Annotated in this window: 22 protein-coding genes; 20 read left to right on the forward strand and 2 right to left on the reverse strand. The window is 71.6% G+C overall.

Features of this window, described 5'->3' with window-relative positions; all coding sequences use genetic code 11:
- Nucleotides 1–88: 88 nt before the first annotated feature.
- From hisD to ACIF83_RS21345, 10 genes are all read left to right on the forward strand, one after another.
- Complete coding sequence (hisD, locus tag ACIF83_RS21300; RefSeq protein ID WP_399728967.1) at nt 89–1,429, forward strand: histidinol dehydrogenase; 1,341 nt, start codon at nt 89–91, stop codon at nt 1,427–1,429.
- 6 nt (nt 1,430–1,435) lie between these two features.
- Nucleotides 1,436–2,545, forward strand: a complete 1,110-nt coding sequence (locus tag ACIF83_RS21305; protein ID WP_393466495.1) for a histidinol-phosphate transaminase — start codon at nt 1,436–1,438, stop codon at nt 2,543–2,545.
- The gene (hisB, locus tag ACIF83_RS21310) at nt 2,542–3,144 is read left to right on the forward strand and encodes an imidazoleglycerol-phosphate dehydratase HisB (RefSeq protein WP_393466498.1); all 603 of its coding nucleotides are present in this window, start codon (nt 2,542–2,544) and stop codon (nt 3,142–3,144) included. Before ACIF83_RS21305 ends, hisB begins: the two co-directional genes overlap by 4 nt.
- A gap of 3 nt (nt 3,145–3,147) precedes the next feature.
- Entirely contained in the window at nt 3,148–3,312 is a 165-nt protein-coding gene (locus ACIF83_RS21315) for a hypothetical protein (protein ID WP_386574244.1), read from the forward strand.
- Nucleotides 3,303–3,947 carry an imidazole glycerol phosphate synthase subunit HisH gene (gene hisH, locus ACIF83_RS21320; protein WP_393466500.1) on the forward strand — a complete coding sequence of 215 codons (645 nt, stop codon included), beginning with the start codon at nt 3,303–3,305 and terminating at the stop codon, nt 3,945–3,947. The genes ACIF83_RS21315 and hisH overlap by 10 nt, the downstream gene beginning before the upstream one ends.
- A gap of 3 nt (nt 3,948–3,950) precedes the next feature.
- The gene (priA, locus tag ACIF83_RS21325; RefSeq protein ID WP_145875170.1) at nt 3,951–4,676 is read left to right on the forward strand and encodes a bifunctional 1-(5-phosphoribosyl)-5-((5-phosphoribosylamino)methylideneamino)imidazole-4-carboxamide isomerase/phosphoribosylanthranilate isomerase PriA; all 726 of its coding nucleotides are present in this window, start codon (nt 3,951–3,953) and stop codon (nt 4,674–4,676) included.
- Entirely contained in the window at nt 4,673–5,074 is a 402-nt protein-coding gene (locus ACIF83_RS21330; RefSeq protein ID WP_399728973.1) for a RidA family protein, read from the forward strand. The genes priA and ACIF83_RS21330 overlap by 4 nt, the downstream gene beginning before the upstream one ends.
- Complete coding sequence (hisF, locus tag ACIF83_RS21335; RefSeq protein WP_393466504.1) at nt 5,071–5,826, forward strand: imidazole glycerol phosphate synthase subunit HisF; 756 nt, start codon at nt 5,071–5,073, stop codon at nt 5,824–5,826. The genes ACIF83_RS21330 and hisF overlap by 4 nt, the downstream gene beginning before the upstream one ends.
- Nucleotides 5,827–5,949: 123 nt before the next feature.
- Nucleotides 5,950–6,537 (forward strand): helix-turn-helix domain-containing protein, encoded by a 588-nt coding sequence (locus tag ACIF83_RS21340; protein WP_393466507.1) that lies wholly within the window; start codon nt 5,950–5,952, stop codon nt 6,535–6,537.
- A gap of 14 nt (nt 6,538–6,551) precedes the next feature.
- Entirely contained in the window at nt 6,552–7,805 is a 1,254-nt protein-coding gene (locus tag ACIF83_RS21345) for an MFS transporter (protein ID WP_393466510.1), read from the forward strand.
- A 3-nt stretch (nt 7,806–7,808) separates the two neighbouring features.
- On the opposite strand, the gene ACIF83_RS21350 is transcribed toward ACIF83_RS21345, so the two are convergent.
- Both ACIF83_RS21350 and ACIF83_RS21355 read right to left on the reverse strand, forming a co-directional pair.
- On the reverse strand, nt 7,809–8,216 hold the full coding sequence (locus ACIF83_RS21350) for a VOC family protein (RefSeq protein WP_393466513.1): 408 nt from the start codon (nt 8,214–8,216) through the stop codon (nt 7,809–7,811).
- Nucleotides 8,217–8,226: 10 nt separating this feature from the next.
- Nucleotides 8,227–8,862: a TIGR03085 family metal-binding protein gene (locus ACIF83_RS21355; protein WP_393466516.1), complete on the reverse strand. Its 636-nt coding sequence runs from the start codon at nt 8,860–8,862 to the stop codon at nt 8,227–8,229.
- A 169-nt stretch (nt 8,863–9,031) separates the two neighbouring features.
- Here ACIF83_RS21355 and hisI point away from each other — a divergent pair, with 169 nt between their 5' ends.
- The 10 genes from hisI to ACIF83_RS21405 all read left to right on the forward strand — a co-directional run bounded on the left by hisI (nt 9,032) and on the right by ACIF83_RS21405 (nt 16,820).
- Nucleotides 9,032–9,424 (forward strand): phosphoribosyl-AMP cyclohydrolase, encoded by a 393-nt coding sequence (gene hisI, locus ACIF83_RS21360; protein WP_393466519.1) that lies wholly within the window; start codon nt 9,032–9,034, stop codon nt 9,422–9,424.
- Nucleotides 9,425–9,435: 11 nt separating this feature from the next.
- Complete coding sequence (locus tag ACIF83_RS21365; RefSeq protein ID WP_393466522.1) at nt 9,436–10,914, forward strand: anthranilate synthase component I; 1,479 nt, start codon at nt 9,436–9,438, stop codon at nt 10,912–10,914.
- A 77-nt stretch (nt 10,915–10,991) separates the two neighbouring features.
- Nucleotides 10,992–11,630 carry a TIGR02234 family membrane protein gene (locus ACIF83_RS21370; RefSeq protein WP_393466525.1) on the forward strand — a complete coding sequence of 213 codons (639 nt, stop codon included), beginning with the start codon at nt 10,992–10,994 and terminating at the stop codon, nt 11,628–11,630.
- A 132-nt stretch (nt 11,631–11,762) separates the two neighbouring features.
- Nucleotides 11,763–12,023 carry an HGxxPAAW family protein gene (locus ACIF83_RS21375; protein ID WP_393466528.1) on the forward strand — a complete coding sequence of 87 codons (261 nt, stop codon included), beginning with the start codon at nt 11,763–11,765 and terminating at the stop codon, nt 12,021–12,023.
- Nucleotides 12,024–12,110: 87 nt separating this feature from the next.
- Nucleotides 12,111–12,560, forward strand: a complete 450-nt coding sequence (locus tag ACIF83_RS21380; protein WP_399728980.1) for a DUF2752 domain-containing protein — start codon at nt 12,111–12,113, stop codon at nt 12,558–12,560.
- Nucleotides 12,561–12,719: 159 nt separating this feature from the next.
- Nucleotides 12,720–13,529: an indole-3-glycerol phosphate synthase TrpC gene (gene trpC / locus ACIF83_RS21385; RefSeq protein ID WP_393466533.1), complete on the forward strand. Its 810-nt coding sequence runs from the start codon at nt 12,720–12,722 to the stop codon at nt 13,527–13,529.
- A gap of 21 nt (nt 13,530–13,550) precedes the next feature.
- Nucleotides 13,551–13,781, forward strand: a complete 231-nt coding sequence (trpM, locus tag ACIF83_RS21390; RefSeq protein WP_399728983.1) for a tryptophan biosynthesis modulator TrpM — start codon at nt 13,551–13,553, stop codon at nt 13,779–13,781.
- A 79-nt stretch (nt 13,782–13,860) separates the two neighbouring features.
- On the forward strand, nt 13,861–15,144 hold the full coding sequence (trpB, locus tag ACIF83_RS21395; RefSeq protein ID WP_393466539.1) for a tryptophan synthase subunit beta: 1,284 nt from the start codon (nt 13,861–13,863) through the stop codon (nt 15,142–15,144).
- A complete protein-coding gene (trpA, locus tag ACIF83_RS21400) occupies nt 15,141–15,959 on the forward strand; it encodes a tryptophan synthase subunit alpha (RefSeq protein WP_393466542.1) in 819 nt (272 codons plus the stop codon). Before trpB ends, trpA begins: the two co-directional genes overlap by 4 nt.
- Nucleotides 15,960–16,046: 87 nt before the next feature.
- Nucleotides 16,047–16,820 (forward strand): DsbA family protein, encoded by a 774-nt coding sequence (locus ACIF83_RS21405; protein ID WP_393466545.1) that lies wholly within the window; start codon nt 16,047–16,049, stop codon nt 16,818–16,820.
- Nucleotides 16,821–16,833 lie beyond the last annotated feature (13 nt).

Below are 16,833 nucleotides of genomic sequence, written 5' to 3' on the forward strand. Positions count from 1 at the left end.
GGCTATGTACCGCCCGCTGTCCCGCGTTCTGTATCAGCCATTGATACGCGCGGACGGCTCCGGACCCCGGTCTGAGAGAATTGGCACCGTGATCTCCCGAATCGATCTGCGCGGCGACGCCCTTCCCGAGGGCCCCGCCCTGCGCGACCTGCTGCCCCGAGCCGACTTCGACGTTCAGGCCGCCCTGGAGAAGGTGCGTCCGATCTGCGAGGCCGTGCATCATCGTGGCGACGCGGCGCTGATCGACTTCGCCGAGAAATTCGACGGAGTACGGCTGGAATCCGTCCGTGTCCCGGCCCAGGCGCTCACCGACGCGCTCGAGGGCCTCGACCCGGCCGTGCGCGCGGCCCTGGAGGAGTCCATCCGGCGCGCCCGCCTGGTCCACCGCGAGCAGCGCCGTTCGACGCACACCACCCAGGTCGTGCCCGGCGGATCCGTCACCGAGAAGTGGGTGCCGGTCGAGCGCGTCGGGCTGTACGCCCCGGGCGGCCGCTCGGTCTACCCGTCCTCCGTGGTCATGAACGTGGTGCCCGCGCAGGAGGCCGGCGTCGAGTCGATCGCGCTCGCCTCCCCGGCCCAGGCCGAGTTCGGCGGGCTGCCGCACCCGACGATCCTCGCCGCGTGCGCCCTGCTCGGCGTGGACGAGGTCTACGCGGCCGGCGGCGCCACCGCCGTCGCGATGTTCGCGTACGGCACGGAGTCCTGCCCGCCCGCCAACATGGTCACCGGCCCCGGCAACATCTGGGTGGCCGCGGCCAAGCGCTACTTCACCGGCAAGATCGGCATCGACGCCGAGGCCGGCCCCACCGAGATCGCGGTCCTCGCGGACGACACCGCCGACCCGGTGCACGTGGCCTCGGACCTGATCAGCCAGGCCGAGCACGACCCGCTGGCGGCTGCCGTGCTGGTCACCGACTCGGTCGAACTGGCGGACGCGGTGGCCAAGGAGCTGGAACCGCAGGTGGCGGCCACCAAGCACGTCGAGGACCGGATCGTCCCGGCCCTGAAGGGCAGGCAGTCCGCGATCGTCCTGGTCGACGGCATCGAGGAGGGTCTGCGGGTCGTCGACGCGTACGGCGCCGAGCACCTGGAGATCCAGACGGCGGACGCCGCCGCGGTCGCCGACCGGGTCAGGAACGCCGGCGCGATCTTCATCGGACCCTGGGCCCCGGTCTCGCTGGGCGACTACGCGGCCGGGTCCAACCACGTCCTGCCCACCGGCGGCTGTGCCTGCCACTCCTCCGGCCTGTCCGTCCAGTCCTTCCTGCGCGGCATCCACATCGTCGACTACACGAAGGACGCGCTGGCCGAGGTCGCGCATCACGTGGTGGCGCTGGCGGAGGCGGAGGACCTGCCCGCGCACGGCGCGGCGATCAAGGCTCGTTTTGGCGGAGCCGAACGATGGATGCAGCGGTTGGAAGGTGCCTGAGAGCAAGTGAGCTTCGGAATCGACGATCTTCCCGTACGGGACGAGCTGCGCGGCAAGTCCCCCTACGGCGCGCCCCAGTTGGACGTCCCCGTACGGCTGAACACCAACGAGAACCCGTACCCGCTGCCCGAGCCGCTGGTCGAGCGGATCACGGAGCGGGTGCGCGAGGCCGCCCGGAACCTGAACCGCTACCCCGACCGGGACGCGGTCCAGCTGCGCACCGAGCTGGCCAAGTACCTGACGAAGACCGGCAAGTACCCGCTCGGCGTCGAGAACGTGTGGGCCGCCAACGGCTCCAACGAGGTCATCCAGCAGCTGCTGCAGACCTTCGGCGGGCCGGGCCGCACGGCCATCGGCTTCGAGCCGTCGTACTCGATGCACGCGCTCATCGCGCGCGGCACGGGGACGGGCTGGATCTCGGGCCCCCGCAACGAGGACTTCGACATCGACCTCGCGGTGGCCGGGCAGGCCATCGCCGAGCACAGGCCCGACGTCGTCTTCATCACCACCCCCAACAACCCCACCGGCAACGCGGTTCCGCCCGGGACGGTCCTCGCGCTGTACGACGCGGCCCAGGCGGCCAAGCCGTCCATGGTCGTCGTCGACGAGGCCTACATCGAGTTCAGCCACGGCGACTCGCTGCTGCCGCTGCTGGAGGGCCGGCCGAACCTGGTCGTCTCCCGCACCATGTCGAAGGCGTTCGGCGCGGCGGGCCTGCGCCTCGGCTACCTCGCCGCGCACCCCGCGGTCGTGGACGCCGTGCAGCTCGTACGGCTGCCGTACCACCTGTCGGCGATCACCCAGGCGACCGCCCTGGCCGCCCTGGAGCACACCGACACGCTGCTGAAGTACGTCGAGCAGCTGAAGTCGGAGCGGGACCGGCTGGTGAGCGAGCTGCGGGCGATCGGTTACGACGTCACCGAGTCCGACGCGAACTTCGTGCAGTTCGGCCGGTTCGAGGACTCCCACACCGCCTGGCAGAAGATCCTCGACCGGGGCGTCCTGGTCCGGGACAACGGCGTACCGGGGTGGCTGCGGGTGTCCGCCGGAACCCCCGAAGAGAACGACGCGTTCCTCGACGCGGTACGTGAAGTCAAGAAGGAGCTTGAGGCATGACTCGCGAAGGTCGCGTCGGAAGAATCGAGCGCACCACCAAGGAGACCTCGGTCCTCGTCGAGATAGACCTCGACGGCACCGGGAGGACCGACATCGCCACGGGTGTCGGCTTCTACGACCACATGCTCGACCAGCTCGGCCGGCACGGTCTGTTCGACCTGACCGTGAAGACCGACGGCGACCTGCACATCGACTCCCACCACACCATCGAGGACACCGCCCTCGCGCTCGGCGCCGCCTTCAAGCAGGCGCTCGGCGACAAGGTGGGGATCTACCGCTTCGGCAACTGCACGGTCCCGCTGGACGAGTCCCTCGCCCAGGTCACCGTCGACCTGTCCGGCCGCCCTTACCTCGTGCACACCGAGCCCGAGAACATGGCGCCGATGATCGGCGAGTACGACACGACGATGACCCGGCACATCCTGGAGTCCTTCGTCGCCCAGGCGCAGATCGCGCTGCACGTGCACGTGCCCTACGGGCGCAACGCGCACCACATCGTGGAGTGCCAGTTCAAGGCGCTCGCCCGGGCCCTGCGCTACGCCAGCGAGCGCGACCCGCGCGCGGCCGGCATCCTCCCCTCCACGAAGGGCGCGCTGTAACCCATGAACGGTCTGTCCACCGTCCTGATCGTCGTCGGCCTCTTCCTGGTCGGCGGCATCATCTCCTTCGTCAAGCAGAAGATGCCCACGAGCCTCATCGTGCTGCTGTCCATCGGCGCGGCCATGTGCCTCGTCTCGGGCGTCCTGAGGCTGGAGGTGTGGAATTGAGCGCCAAGCGAGTGGTCGTCTTCGACTACGGCTTCGGCAACGTCCGCTCCGCCGAACGTGCCCTCGCGCGCGTGGGCGCCGACGTCGAGATAACGCGCGACTTCGACCGGGCGATGAACGCCGACGGCCTGCTGGTGCCGGGCGTCGGCGCCTTCGCCGCCTGCATGCAGGGGCTGCGCGAGGCCCGCGGTGACTGGATCATCGACCGCCGGCTGTCCGGCGGGCGCCCGGTGATGGGCATCTGCGTCGGTATGCAGATCCTCTTCGCGCGCGGCATCGAGCACGGCGTGGAGACCGAGGGCCTCGACGAGTGGCCCGGCTCGGTCGAGCCGCTCCAGGCCGACATCGTGCCCCACATGGGCTGGAACACCGTCGACGCACCGGCCGACTCGGAGCTGTTCGCCGGCCTGGACCGGGACGCCCGCTTCTACTTCGTGCACTCCTACGCCGTCCACGACTGGACCCTGGAGACCCACAACCCGGTCATGCACTCGCCCAGGGTGACCTGGTCGACGCACGGCAAGCCCTTCGTGGCGGCCGTGGAGAACGGTGCCCTGTGGGCCACCCAGTTCCACCCCGAGAAGTCCGGCGACGCCGGTGCCCAGCTCCTCACCAACTGGATCGGAACCCTGTAGACCATGGCCAAGCTCGAACTCCTTCCCGCCGTCGACGTCCGTGACGGCCAGGCCGTCCGCCTCGTGCACGGTGAGTCCGGGACCGAGACGTCCTACGGCTCCCCGCTGGAGGCCGCCCTCGCCTGGCAGCGCTCCGGCGCCGAGTGGCTGCACCTGGTCGACCTGGACGCCGCCTTCGGCACGGGCGACAACCGGGAGCTGATCGCCGAGGTCGCCAGGGCGATGGACATCAAGGTGGAGCTGTCCGGCGGCATCCGCGACGACGACACCCTCGCCGCCGCCCTGGCCACCGGCTGCACCCGGGTGAACCTCGGCACCGCCGCCCTGGAGACCCCGGAGTGGGTCGCGAAGGTCATCGCCGAGCACGGTGACAAGATCGCGGTCGGCCTGGACGTGCGCGGCACGACCCTGCGCGGCCGCGGCTGGACCCGTGACGGCGGCGACCTCTACGAGACGCTGGAGCGCCTCGACAAGGAGGGCTGCGCCCGCTACGTCGTCACCGACATCGCCAAGGACGGCACCCTCCAGGGCCCGAACCTGGAGCTGCTGCGCAACGTGTGCGCCGTGACGGACCGGCCGGTCGTGGCGTCCGGCGGCGTGTCGTCGCTGGACGACCTCCGGGCCATCGCCGAGCTGGTACCCCTCGGTGTCGAGGGCTCCATCGTCGGGAAGGCCCTGTACGCGAAGGCGTTCACCCTGGAAGAGGCCTTGGAGGCTGTGTCGTCATGACCGATGCCGTGCGGCGCGTGCAGAGCGGAAGTCCCTGGGAGGAGAGCTTCGGGTTCGCGCGCGCCGTCGCGGCGGGTGACCGTGTGCTGGTGGCCGGTACGACGTCCTTCCGGGGCCGGGTGCTGTACGGGGAGGGCGACCCGTACGAGCAGGCCAAGGTGGCGTTCACCGGCGCACTGGAGGCGATCGCGGAGTTCGGGCTCGGTATCGAGTCCGTGATCCGCACGCGGATGTACCTGACCCATGTGCGGGACGTGGACGCCGTGGGCCGGGCCCACAAGGAGATCTTCGACTCCGTGCGCCCGGCCTCGACCCTGCTGGTCGTGGAGGGCTTCATCGACCCGCGCATCCTGGTCGAAGTGGAACTAGAGGCATTCAGAGGAGCCGTGAACTCATGACCCTGGCGGTCCGAGTCATCCCCTGCCTGGACGTGGACAACGGCCGGGTCGTCAAGGGCGTCAACTTCCAGAACCTGCGCGACGCGGGCGACCCGGTCGAGATGGCCAAGGTGTACGACGCCGAGGGCGCCGACGAGCTGACGTTCCTGGACATCACCGCCTCGTCCGGCAACCGCGAGACGACGTACGACGTGGTGCGCCGCACCGCCGAGCAGGTGTTCATCCCGCTGACCGTCGGCGGCGGCGTCCGCACGGCCGAGGACGTGGACAAGCTGCTGCGGGCCGGCGCCGACAAGGTGGGCGTCAACACGGCGGCCATCGCCCGCCCGGACCTGATCCGTGAGATCGCCGAGCGCTTCGGCCGGCAGGTGCTGGTGCTCTCGGTGGACGCGCGCCGGACCGAGTCGGGTTCGTTCGAGGTGACCACCCACGGCGGCCGCCGGGGCACCGGCATCGACGCCGTCGAGTGGGCGCACCGGGCCGCCGAACTGGGCGCCGGCGAGATCCTGCTGAACTCCATGGACGCGGACGGCACCAAGGACGGCTACGACCTGGAGATGATCGCGGCCGTCCGCAAGCACGTCACCGTCCCGGTGATCGCCTCGGGCGGCGCGGGCCGGCTGGCGGACTTCCCGCCGGCCATCGAGGCGGGTGCGGACGCGGTCCTGGCCGCCTCCGTCTTCCACTTCGGCGACCTGCGCATCGGCCAGGTGAAGCAGACGCTGCGGGAGGCGGGGCACCCGGTGCGGTGACGCCGCGCTGAACTTCGGCCCCGGTTGCCCTCGGGCGGCCGGGGCCTTCTCGTCGGCAGACAGGAAAGAGAAGTTGCGCAAAATCTGTTGTGCAACTTTTCTTTCCCATCTAGCGTTGTGCGCATGACAGCCAAGGGGAGCCGTCCCATCACGGACGTGGGCACGCTCAAGGCGTTCGCCCACCCGCTGCGGATGAAGCTGTACCGAGCCCTGTGCGTGGCCGACAAGGCGACCGCCTCGCACCTCGCCGACCAGGTCGACGAGGCCGTCTCGCTGGTCAGCTACCACCTGCGCAAGCTCGCCGAGCACGGTCTGATCGAGGAGGCCGAGCCGCAGAGCGCGGACGGCCGGGAGCGCTGGTGGCAGCCCTCGTCGGAGGGGGTGAGCATCCGCGACGGAGATTTCCTGGACGCGCCCGAGAAGGCGGCCGTGCACCTGGCGGCGACCCGGCTCTTCCACGACCAGCGCGCCGAGATGTACCGCCGCTACCTGGACGAGCGGGCCACCTGGAGCGCCGAGTGGAACGCCGCCGCGCCCGACAGCGAGTCCCTGCTGCGCCTCACCGCGGCCGAACTGGACGGACTGCGCCAGGAGTTGCTCGCACTGGTGCGGAAGTATGACGAGAGGGGCCGGTCCGCCGAAGCCGCCGGTGAGACCGAAGGGCGCGAGCACGTCGCGCTGCACGTGTCCGGATTCCCGTTCCGCGCCTGAGAAGGGCCCCTCCCGTGACCGCCACCCTCACGCCGTCGGCCGCCGTCACCGACGCCCGCCCCGCCCACCGCGACCCCAACGTCCTGCGCTGGCTCGGTGCCTACACCTCCTCGATGCTCGGCGACAGCATCTACTACATCGCCCTGTCCTGGGCCGCCGTCCAGGCCGGAACACCCGCGCAGGCCGGTGTCGTGATGTCGGCCAGCGCGCTGCCGCGGGCCGTGCTGATGCTCGGCGGGGGAGTGCTCGCCGACCGGCTGGGCCCGCGCCGTGTCGTCATCGGCAGCGACGCCGTGCGCTGCGCCGCCGTCCTCGCGGTGGCCGTCCTGCTGTTCCTGACCAGCCCCGGGCTGTGGCCGCTCGCCCTGCTGGCCCTCGTCTTCGGCACCGTCGACGCCGTGTTCATGCCCGCCGTCGGCGCCCTCCCGGCACGGATCACCGGCAAGGACCAGCTGGCCCGGGTACAGGGCATGCGGGGCCTCGCGATCCGCTTCGCGAACGTCGTCGGCGCCCCGCTCGGCGGCCTCGGCGTGGCGCTCGGCGGCGCGGCGACCGCGTTCACCCTCGCCGGACTGCTCATCGCGGTGTCGGTGCCCCTGCTGGTCTGCGTACGGGTCCGGAAACTGCCGGCGGACGACCGGACGGACACCCGGGAGACGTCCGCCCGGCGGGATCTGCGGGAAGGCCTGCGCTACATCCGCCGCCACCGCGTCCTCGCCCCGCTCATGCTGGCCATCGCCCTCGGCGACTTCGGCTTCGTCGGACCGTTCAACGTCGGCCTGACCCTGCTCGCCGACCGGCGCGGCTGGGGCGCCTTCGGGATGGGCTGGATCCTCGCCGGGTTCGGCGTCGGCGCGGGCGCCGCCTCGCTGCTGCTCACCGTCCGCGGGCGGCTGCCGCGCGCCGGGCTGATCGCCGCGTACGCCATCCTCGGGGGCTCCGTCGCGATCGGTGCCCTCGCCTTCGTCCCGAGTCTCGCCGGGGCCGTCGGGGTGGCCCTGCTCGTCGGACTCCTCGCCGGGCTCAGCGGCGCCATGTGCGGGGCCCTGCTCCAGACCCAGGCCGACCCCGCCTACCTCGGCCGGGTCACGGCCGTCTCCGGCCTGGTCAGCCTCGGACTCGCCCCGCTGAGCATGCCGTTCGCGGCCGCCGCGATCGGGGCCTGGGGCCTTGGCCCGGTCTACGTCGTCAGCGCCGTCGTCTGCGGCCTCGGCGGGCTCGTCGCCCTGTACGTCCCGGGCCTGCGCCGGGCCGAACTGCCTCGCTGAGACTCAGCCGTGGGCCGGCTTGGGCTGGGCCAGCTGGATCAGGTTGCCGACCGTGTCGTCGATCACCGCCGCGATCACCGGACCCTGCTCCTGCGGCTCGTGGGTGAAGCGCACGCCGAGGTTCACCAGCCGCTTGTACTCCGCCTGGATGTCGTCCACCGAGAAGACGATGCACGGGATGCCCGCCTCGTACAGGGCCCGGCGGTACGGCTCCGCGATGGGGCCGTCGCCGGGCTCCAGCAGCAACTGGAGATCGTGCTGGGCCCCGCCCGGCGCGCCGACCGTGACGAACAGCGTGCCGCCGCCCAGGTCCAGACGGGTACGGGTCTCGAAGCCGAGGACGTCCGTGTAGAAGGCGTGCGCCTTCGGCACGTCGTCCACGTACACACCGGTCATCGCGACCTTGATCATGAGGTGCCTCTCAGATGCCCAACTGCTTGGACTCGTGCAGCTTCGCGATGGCGTTCTCGTCGCCGTCCAGCTCGACCTTCGCCGTGCTCTGCCGGCCGAACGCGAACATCAGCAGCTCCGCCGGCTCGCCGGTCACCGTCACCACGGGAGCACCCCGGTGGGCGACGGCCGTCTGGCCGTCCGGACGCCGCAGGACCAGGCCCGTCGGCACACCCCGGCCCAGCAGGCGGGCGGTCCGCTCCAGACGGGTCCACAGCGACTCCTGGAAGACGGGGTCGAGCTCGCGCGGCGTCCAGTCCGGCTGGGCGCGGCGCACGTCCTCCGTGTGGACGTAGAACTCCACGATGTTGGCCGCCTCGTCGATCTGCTTGAGCTGGAAGGGCGAGAAACGCGGCGGGCCGGTCCGGATCAGCTGGATCAGCTCCTCGTACGGCTTCGCGGCGTACTCGGCCATCACCTTCTCCAGGCGCGGCGCGAGCTGCTTGATCAGCGTGCCCCCGGCCGCGTCCGGCCGCCGCTCCCGCACCACCACGTGCGCGGCCAGATCGCGCGTCAGCCACCCCTCGCAGAGGGTCGGGGCCTCCGGACCGGTGGTTTCCAAGAGGTCGGCGAGCAGAAGCCGTTCACGCTGGGCGAAGGTCGACATGCAGTCAGCCTACGACCACGCACAGGCTCCGCCCACCCGTCACCCGGCCACCAACCCTCGACGAGGCTCCCCCAGAACCGAAAGTCTGGGGGGCACCCCCATCGCGCCACCGGGCCCAACCAGTGGACGCGGACCGTCACAGTCAGTACCGCGCGGCACAATGGCAGCCATGACCAGTACGCCTCCGCCCAGCAGCCTGGACCCCGAGATCGCCGCGCGCCTGAAGCGCAGCGCCGACGGGCTCCTCCCGGCCATCGCCCAGCAGTACGACACCGGTGAGGTGCTGATGCTCGGCTGGATGGACGACGAGGCGCTGCATCGCACGCTCACCACGGGCCGCTGCACCTACTGGTCGCGCAGCCGCCAGGAGTACTGGGTCAAGGGCGACACCTCCGGACACTTCCAGTGGGTCAGGTCCGTCGCCCTGGACTGCGACGCCGACACCGTGCTGGTCAAGGTCGACCAGGTCGGCGCCGCCTGCCACACCGGCGCCCGCACCTGCTTCGACGAGGACGTGCTGCTCAAGGACGCCGATTCCGGCGTGCAGGCACAGGATCAGTAAGGTCAGCCGCCATGGACCTCGAGACCTTCCGCAAGCTCGCCACCGACCGACGCGTCATCCCGGTCACACGCAAGCTCCTCGCCGACGGCGACACCCCGGTCGCGCTCTACCGCAAGCTCGCCGCCGAACGCCCCGGCACCTTCCTGCTGGAGTCCGCGGAGAACGGCCGCTCCTGGTCCCGCTACTCCTTCGTGGGCGTGCGCTCCGCCGCGACCCTCACCGCACGGGACGGTGAGGCCCACTGGCTCGGCGCCCCGCCCGTCGGCGTCCCCACCGGCGGCGACCCGCTCGCCGCCCTGCGCGCCACCCTCCAGGCCCTGCACACCCCGCACCAGGAGGGCATGCCGCCCTTCACCGGCGGCATGGTCGGCTACCTCGGCTACGACATCGTCCGCCGCCTGGAGAAGATCGGCCCCGGCGAGCGCGACGACCTGAAGCTGCCCGAGCTGACCATGCTCCTCACCAGCGACCTCGCCGTCATGGACCACTGGGAGGGCTCCGTCCTGCTGATCGCCAACGCGATCAACCACAACGACCTCGACACCGGGGTGGACGAGGCCTACGCCGACGCCGTGGCCCGGCTCGACGCGATGGAGGCCGACCTGTCCCGGGCGGTCGCCCAGCCCCCGGCCGTCCTGCCGCCCTCCGAACTGCCCGAGTACACCGCCCTGTGGGGCGGCCCCGACTTCCGGGCGGCCGTCGAGGACGTCAAGGAGCGCATCCGCGCGGGCGAGGCCTTCCAGGTCGTGCCCTCCCAGCGCTTCGAGACCCCGTGCACGGCCAGTGCGCTGGACGTCTACCGGGTCCTGCGGGCCACCAACCCGTCGCCGTACATGTACCTGTTCCGCCTCGACGGGTTCGACGTCGTCGGCTCCTCCCCGGAGGCGCTGGTCAAGGTCGAGGACGGGCGCGCGATGGTCCACCCCATCGCCGGCACCCGGCACCGCGGCGCCACCCCGCAGGAGGACCAGGCTCTCGCCGAGGAGCTGCTCGCCGACCCCAAGGAGCGCGCCGAGCACCTGATGCTGGTCGACCTCGGCCGCAACGACCTCGGCCGGGTCTGCGAGCCCGGCTCGGTGGAGGTCGTGGACTTCATGTCCATCGAGCGCTACTCGCACGTCATGCACATCGTGTCCACGGTCACCGGCCGGGTCGCCCAGGGCCGTACGGCCTTCGACGTGCTGACCGCCTGCTTCCCGGCGGGCACCCTGTCCGGCGCGCCCAAGCCCCGCGCCATGCAGATCATCGACGAACTCGAGCCGTCCCGGCGCGGCCTGTACGGCGGCTGTGTCGGCTACCTCGACTTCGCCGGCGACTCCGACACCGCCATCGCCATCCGCACCGCCCTGCTCCGGGACGGCACGGCCTATGTGCAGGCCGGCGCGGGCATCGTCGCCGACTCCGACCCTGTCGCCGAGGACCAGGAGTGCCGCAACAAGGCCGCCGCGGTACTGCGGGCCGTCCACACGGCGAACCGTCTCGGACGGTAGCGACCGGTCGGCGGAGCACGGTGGAGAGCGTCACATGTGAACCCCCGGGTGACGGTTCGCCCGGGGTTCAGGCGATAGTGGACCACGTGACTGCCGTACCTCACCCCCGTTCCGAAGCCGCCGCGCCCGCCCGGTCCGGTCGGCGGAGCCTCGCCGTGGCCCTGCTGTTCGGTGCGCTCGGCGCGGCCGTGGCGCTGCTCGCGACCCGGCAGCGTTGGGCGGAGGGCACCGCCACGGTGGCCGGCGGCGCGTTCCCGCTGACCGCCAAGGGCAGCGACGTCACGGGCGTCCCCGCGGCCCTCGCCATAGTGGGCCTCGCCGCGCTGGTCGCCGTCTTCGCCGTCCGCGGGGCGGGCCGCCTCGCCGTCGCCGCGCTGCTCGCGCTCTCCGGCGCGGGCATCGTCGCCGCCGCCCTCGTCGGGGCCTCCGACGGCTCCGCGCTGGACGAGAAGGCCGCGCAGACCACCGGCGACACCTCGGCCACGGTCGCTGCCCTCAGCCACACCGGCTGGCCGTACGTCGCGGTCGTCGGCGGCGTCCTGATCCTGTTCGCCGGGCTGCTCGCCCTGCGCTACGGCAGCGGGTGGCCCGCCATGTCCGGCCGCTACGAGCGCGGGGCCGACCGCCCGCGGCGCAAGGCGCGCCCGGTGGACCCCGAGCGTCCCGAGGAGATCTGGAAGGCCCTGGACCGGGGCGAGGACCCGACCGGCGCCTGAGCGGTACCCCTTGGCTGTCGCTGGATGTGGCGAACCAGACGCCACCCCCGCGTCCGGCACGCGTGCGCGTACGGGACAATGGACGACGAGCGTCCGGCTCGGACTAGGACACACAGCAACGAGGAGCAAGTCATGGCGGGCAGCAGCCACGGTCACACCCCGGCCGCCTGGACCGGCGTCACCATCGCCTTCATCGGTTTCTGCGTCGCGGGCGCCTTCATGGTGATGGCCCAGCCCGTGGGCTTCTGGGCCGGCATGGTGATCGTGGTCCTCGGTGGCGTCGTGGGCGCCGCCATGCGCGCCATGGGTCTCGGCCAGCCGAAGCAGCAGGCGCACGCCGTCGTGCACGCGACCCCCGCCGCGACCCGCGAGCCGGCCGGCGCCGAGAGCTGAGCACCACCGCTTCCCGCGAGGGGCGGCCCGGACCCGAGGAGGGTACGGGCCGCCCCTCGCGCGCGTGCGCGGGGTGTGCGGGGCAGAATGCCTAGCGTGAACGCCGACAGCCACAGCGCCCCGCGCACCAGCCCGCCGCCCGCCCTGTGGGGCAGGCTCGCCCTTCCGGCCGGACTGCTCGCGGCCGTCGGCGGGGCCTTCGCGTACGTAGGCACGGTCGACCCGAACGAGCCAGGCCACTACCCGGTGTGCCCCCTGTACCGGCTCACCGGCCTGTACTGCCCCGGCTGCGGCGGACTGCGCAGCGCGCACGCCTTCGTCCACGGCGACTTCCTCACCGCCCTGCACGACAACGTGGTGGGCGTGGCCGCCTACCTCGGCTTCGCGGTGCTGTGGACCGTCTGGGTGGTCCGCGCGGTGCGCGGCCGGCCGCTACGGATCGAACTCGGGCGGGTGCAGATGTGGGGCATCGGCGCGTTGCTGCTGGTCTTCACCGTGGTCCGGAACCTGCCGGGCGGCGGCTGGCTGCACCCCTAGACCGGCTCCCGCACCGCTCTCGGACCCGTCCACAGAATGTCCAGGTGGTGGGACCGGTATAGATCGGATGCAGGGCCATCGTGGACCTCCGGATACCATCAAAGTGACCAAGGGTTTTCAGAACCCGAAGGAACAACCGTCTGAAAGGGGGCCGCTCGCGTGAGTGTGCTCGACGAGATCATCGACGGAGTCCGTGCCGACCTCGCGGAGCGGCAGGCACGCGTCAGCCTCGACGAGCTCAAGGAGCGTGCGGCGAAGGCCCCCGCCGCCAAGGACGGGGTGGCCGCGCTCAAGGGCGACGGTGTCAAGGTGATCTGCGAGGTCAAGCGCTCCAGCCCCTCCAAGGGCGCGCTGGCCGCGATCGCCGACCCGGCCGGGCTCGCCGCGGACTACGAGGCGGGCGGTGCCGCCGTCATCTCCGTCCTCACCGAACAGCGCCGCTTCGGCGGCTCGCTGGCCGACCTGGAGGCCGTCCGCGCGCGCGTGGACATCCCGGTCCTGCGCAAGGACTTCATCGTCACGTCGTACCAGCTGTGGGAGGCCCGCGCGTACGGCGCCGACCTCGCGCTGCTGATCGTGGCCGCCCTGGACCAGCCGGCCCTCGAGTCGCTGATCGAGCGTGCCGTCTCCATCGGCCTCACCCCGCTCGTCGAGGTGCACGACGAGGACGAGGTCGAGCGGGCCGTGGCCGCGGGCGCCAAGATCATCGGTGTCAACGCGCGCAACCTGAAGACCCTTGAGGTCGACCGCGGCACCTTCGAGCGGGTGGCCCCGGAGATCCCCGAGGGCATCGTCAAGGTCGCCGAGTCCGGTGTGCGCGGGCCGCACGACCTGATCGCGTACGCCAACGCCGGCGCCGACGCGGTCCTGGTGGGCGAGTCCCTGGTCACCGGCAAGGACCCGAAGACGGCTGTCTCCGACCTGGTCGCGGCGGGGGAGCACCCCGCACTGCGGCACGGCCGAAGCTGATCGACGGCTAGGCTTGCCGCGATGACTCCGACCGCATCCCTCAAGGCCGCGGACCGGTACGCCCGCCTCGCGCGCGGCTGCCGCCCGCGTGGCTGCCGCGCGCCCGCCCGCAGGGTGCACGGCCGACGGGTGCGGTACGTCATCGGTGACGAGCCCGGGCAGGTCAACGGCATGCGATGGCAGCGCCCCCTCGGGGGCGCGGGGCAGTGCCCGAACACGCGGCTCCGCCGCGTGGGCGCGAGCAGCGACTGACGGCCGGTACTCGACCGGCAAAACCCCGCCCCCACGGCGAACAGTGCTGTTCACACACCACTCACCGTGAGGATTTCGCATGCCCAGCCAGTTCTTCATCCCTGACCCCGAGGGTCAGGTCCCGAGCGTCGAAGGCTACTTCGGCGCGTTCGGCGGCAAGTTCATCCCGGAGGCCCTCGTCGCCGCCGTGGACGAGGTCGCCGTCGAGTACGAGAAGGCGAAGCACGACCCCGAGTTCGCCCGTGAGCTCGACGACCTGCTCGTCAACTACACCGGCCGCCCCAGCGCCCTCACCGAGGTGCCGAGGTTCGCCGAACACGCCGGTGGCGCCCGGGTGTTCCTCAAGCGGGAAGACCTGAACCACACCGGCTCCCACAAGATCAACAACGTTCTCGGTCAGGCCCTGCTCACCAAGCGCATGGGCAAGACCCGCGTCATCGCGGAGACCGGCGCCGGCCAGCACGGCGTCGCCACGGCCACCGCCTGCGCCCTGTTCGGCCTCGACTGCACCATCTACATGGGCGAGATCGACACCCAGCGCCAGGCCCTCAACGTGGCCCGTATGCGCATGCTCGGCGCCGAGGTCGTCGCCGTGAAGTCCGGCAGCCGCACGCTGAAGGACGCCATCAACGAGGCGTTCCGGGACTGGGTCGCCAACGTCGACCACACCCACTACCTGTTCGGTACGGTCGCCGGCCCGCACCCGTTCCCGGCCATGGTCCGCGACTTCCACCGGGTGATCGGCGTGGAGGCGCGGCGGCAGCTCCTGGAGCGCGCCGGCCGTCTCCCCGACGCCGCCATCGCCTGCGTCGGCGGTGGCTCCAACGCCATCGGCCTCTTCCACGCCTTCATCCCCGACGAGGGCGTCCGCCTGATCGGCTGCGAGCCGGCCGGGCACGGCGTGGAGACCGGCGAGCACGCGGCCACCCTGACCGCGGGCGAGCCCGGCATCCTGCACGGCTCCCGCTCCTACGTCCTGCAGGACGACGAGGGCCAGATCACCGAGCCGTACTCGATCTCGGCCGGTCTGGACTACCCGGGCGTCGGCCCGGAGCACTCCTACCTGCGCGACAGCGGCCGCGGCGAGTACCGCGCGATCACCGACGACGCCGCCATGCAGGCCCTGCGCCTGCTGTCGCGGACCGAGGGCATCATCCCGGCCATCGAGAGCGCCCACGCCCTGGCCGGCGCCCTGGAGGTCGGCAGGGAGCTGGGCAAGGACGGGCTGATCGTGGTCAACCTGTCCGGCCGCGGCGACAAGGACATGGACACCGCGGCGCGCTACTTCGGCCTCTACGACACCGACGCCGAGGTGGCCGCCAACGAAGCCGACACCGCCGAGATCGAGGGGGACGCCAAGTGAGCGGCAACATTCAGCTTCTGAACGACACCCTCGCCGCCGCCAAGGCGGAGGGGCGCTCCGCCCTCATCGCCTACCTCCCGGCCGGCTTCCCCACCGTGGACGGCGGCATCGAGGCGATCAAGGCCGTCTTCGACGGCGGCGCCGACATCGTCGAGGTCGGTCTGCCGCACAGCGACCCGGTCCTCGACGGTCCGGTCATCCAGACCGCCGACGACATCGCCCTGCGCGGCGGCGTCAGGATCGCGGACGTCATGCGGACGGTCAGGGAGGCGAACGAGGCGACCGGGAAGCCGGTGCTCGTGATGACCTACTGGAACCCCATCGACCGCTACGGCGTGGAGCGCTTCACCGCCGAGCTGGCCGAGGCGGGCGGCGCGGGCTGCATCCTGCCCGACCTGCCGGTCCAGGAGTCGGGCCTGTGGAGGGAGCACGCGGAGAAGCACGGTCTCGCCACCGTCTTCGTCGTCGCTCCCAGCAGCAAGGACGAGCGGCTCGCCCGGATCACCGCGGCGGGCAGCGGCTTCGTCTACGCGGCCTCGCTGATGGGTGTCACCGGCACCCGTGAGTCGGTCGGCGTCCAGGCCCACGACCTGGTCGAGCGCACCCGGGCCACCGGCAGCCCGTTGCCGGTGTGCGTCGGGCTCGGCGTCTCCAACGCGGCCCAGGCCGCCGAGGTCGCCGGCTTCGCCGACGGCGTCATCGTCGGCTCGGCGTTCGTGAAGCGGATGCTGGACGCCCCGGACCACGCCTCCGGCATCGAGGCGGTGCGTGGGCTCGCCGGCGAGCTGGCGAAGGGCGTTCGCGGACAGGCGTAACCGCTCGTAACGGAAGATTCGGTCACTCGAACGAGTGGACCTCAGGCCGGGGAGGCGCGCTGCGCCTCCCCGGTTCGTTCTGGGGGTGTGAGCGAGAAGAACCGTGACGAAAAGCGCACCGCCCGGGAGCGGCTGGCGGTCGAGCGCGAGAAGCAGAAGTCCGCGGAGAGGCGACGGCGCGCGCTGATCGTGGGCGCGAGCGTCGTCTGCGTCCTGGGGCTCGCGGCGGTGATCGGCGTGATCGCCGCCAACTCGGGCAAGAAGAAGACCGCCGGCGCGGGCCCGGTCGTGGTGCCCTCCGGCGCGCAGGGCAAGGACAGTCTCGCGATCCCGGTCGGCAAGGACGGCGCCAAGGCGACGCTCACGGTCTGGGAGGACTTCCGCTGCCCGGCCTGCCAGGCCTTCGAGACGATGTACCGGCCCACGCTCCACGAGCTCACCGACGCGGGCAAGCTCAGAGTCGAGTACCACCTGGTCCGGCTGATCGACGGCAACCTCGGCGGCACCGGCTCCCTGCGCGCGGCCAACGCCGCGGCCTGCGCCCAGGACGCCGGAAAGTTCCGCGACTACCACGACGTGCTGTACGCGAACCAGCCGCAGGAGACGGACGACGCCTTCGCGGACAACGCCAAGCTGATCCAGCTGGCCGGCAAGGTGAACGGCCTCGACACCCCCGCGTTCCAGAAGTGCGTCAAGGACGGCACCCACGACACCTGGGTGAACAAGTCCCACAAGGCCTTCCAGACAGGCGGCTTCAGCAGCACGCCCACCGTCCTGTTCGGCGGCAAGAACATCTACGCGGACCAGACGCTGACCCCGGCGAAGCTCAAGCAGATGGTGGAGGACGCGAACCGCGGGTAAGCATGTTTCTCAC

Source organism: Streptomyces sp. NPDC085866, from assembly GCF_044541035.1.
GTDB lineage: Bacteria > Actinomycetota > Actinomycetes > Streptomycetales > Streptomycetaceae > Streptomyces.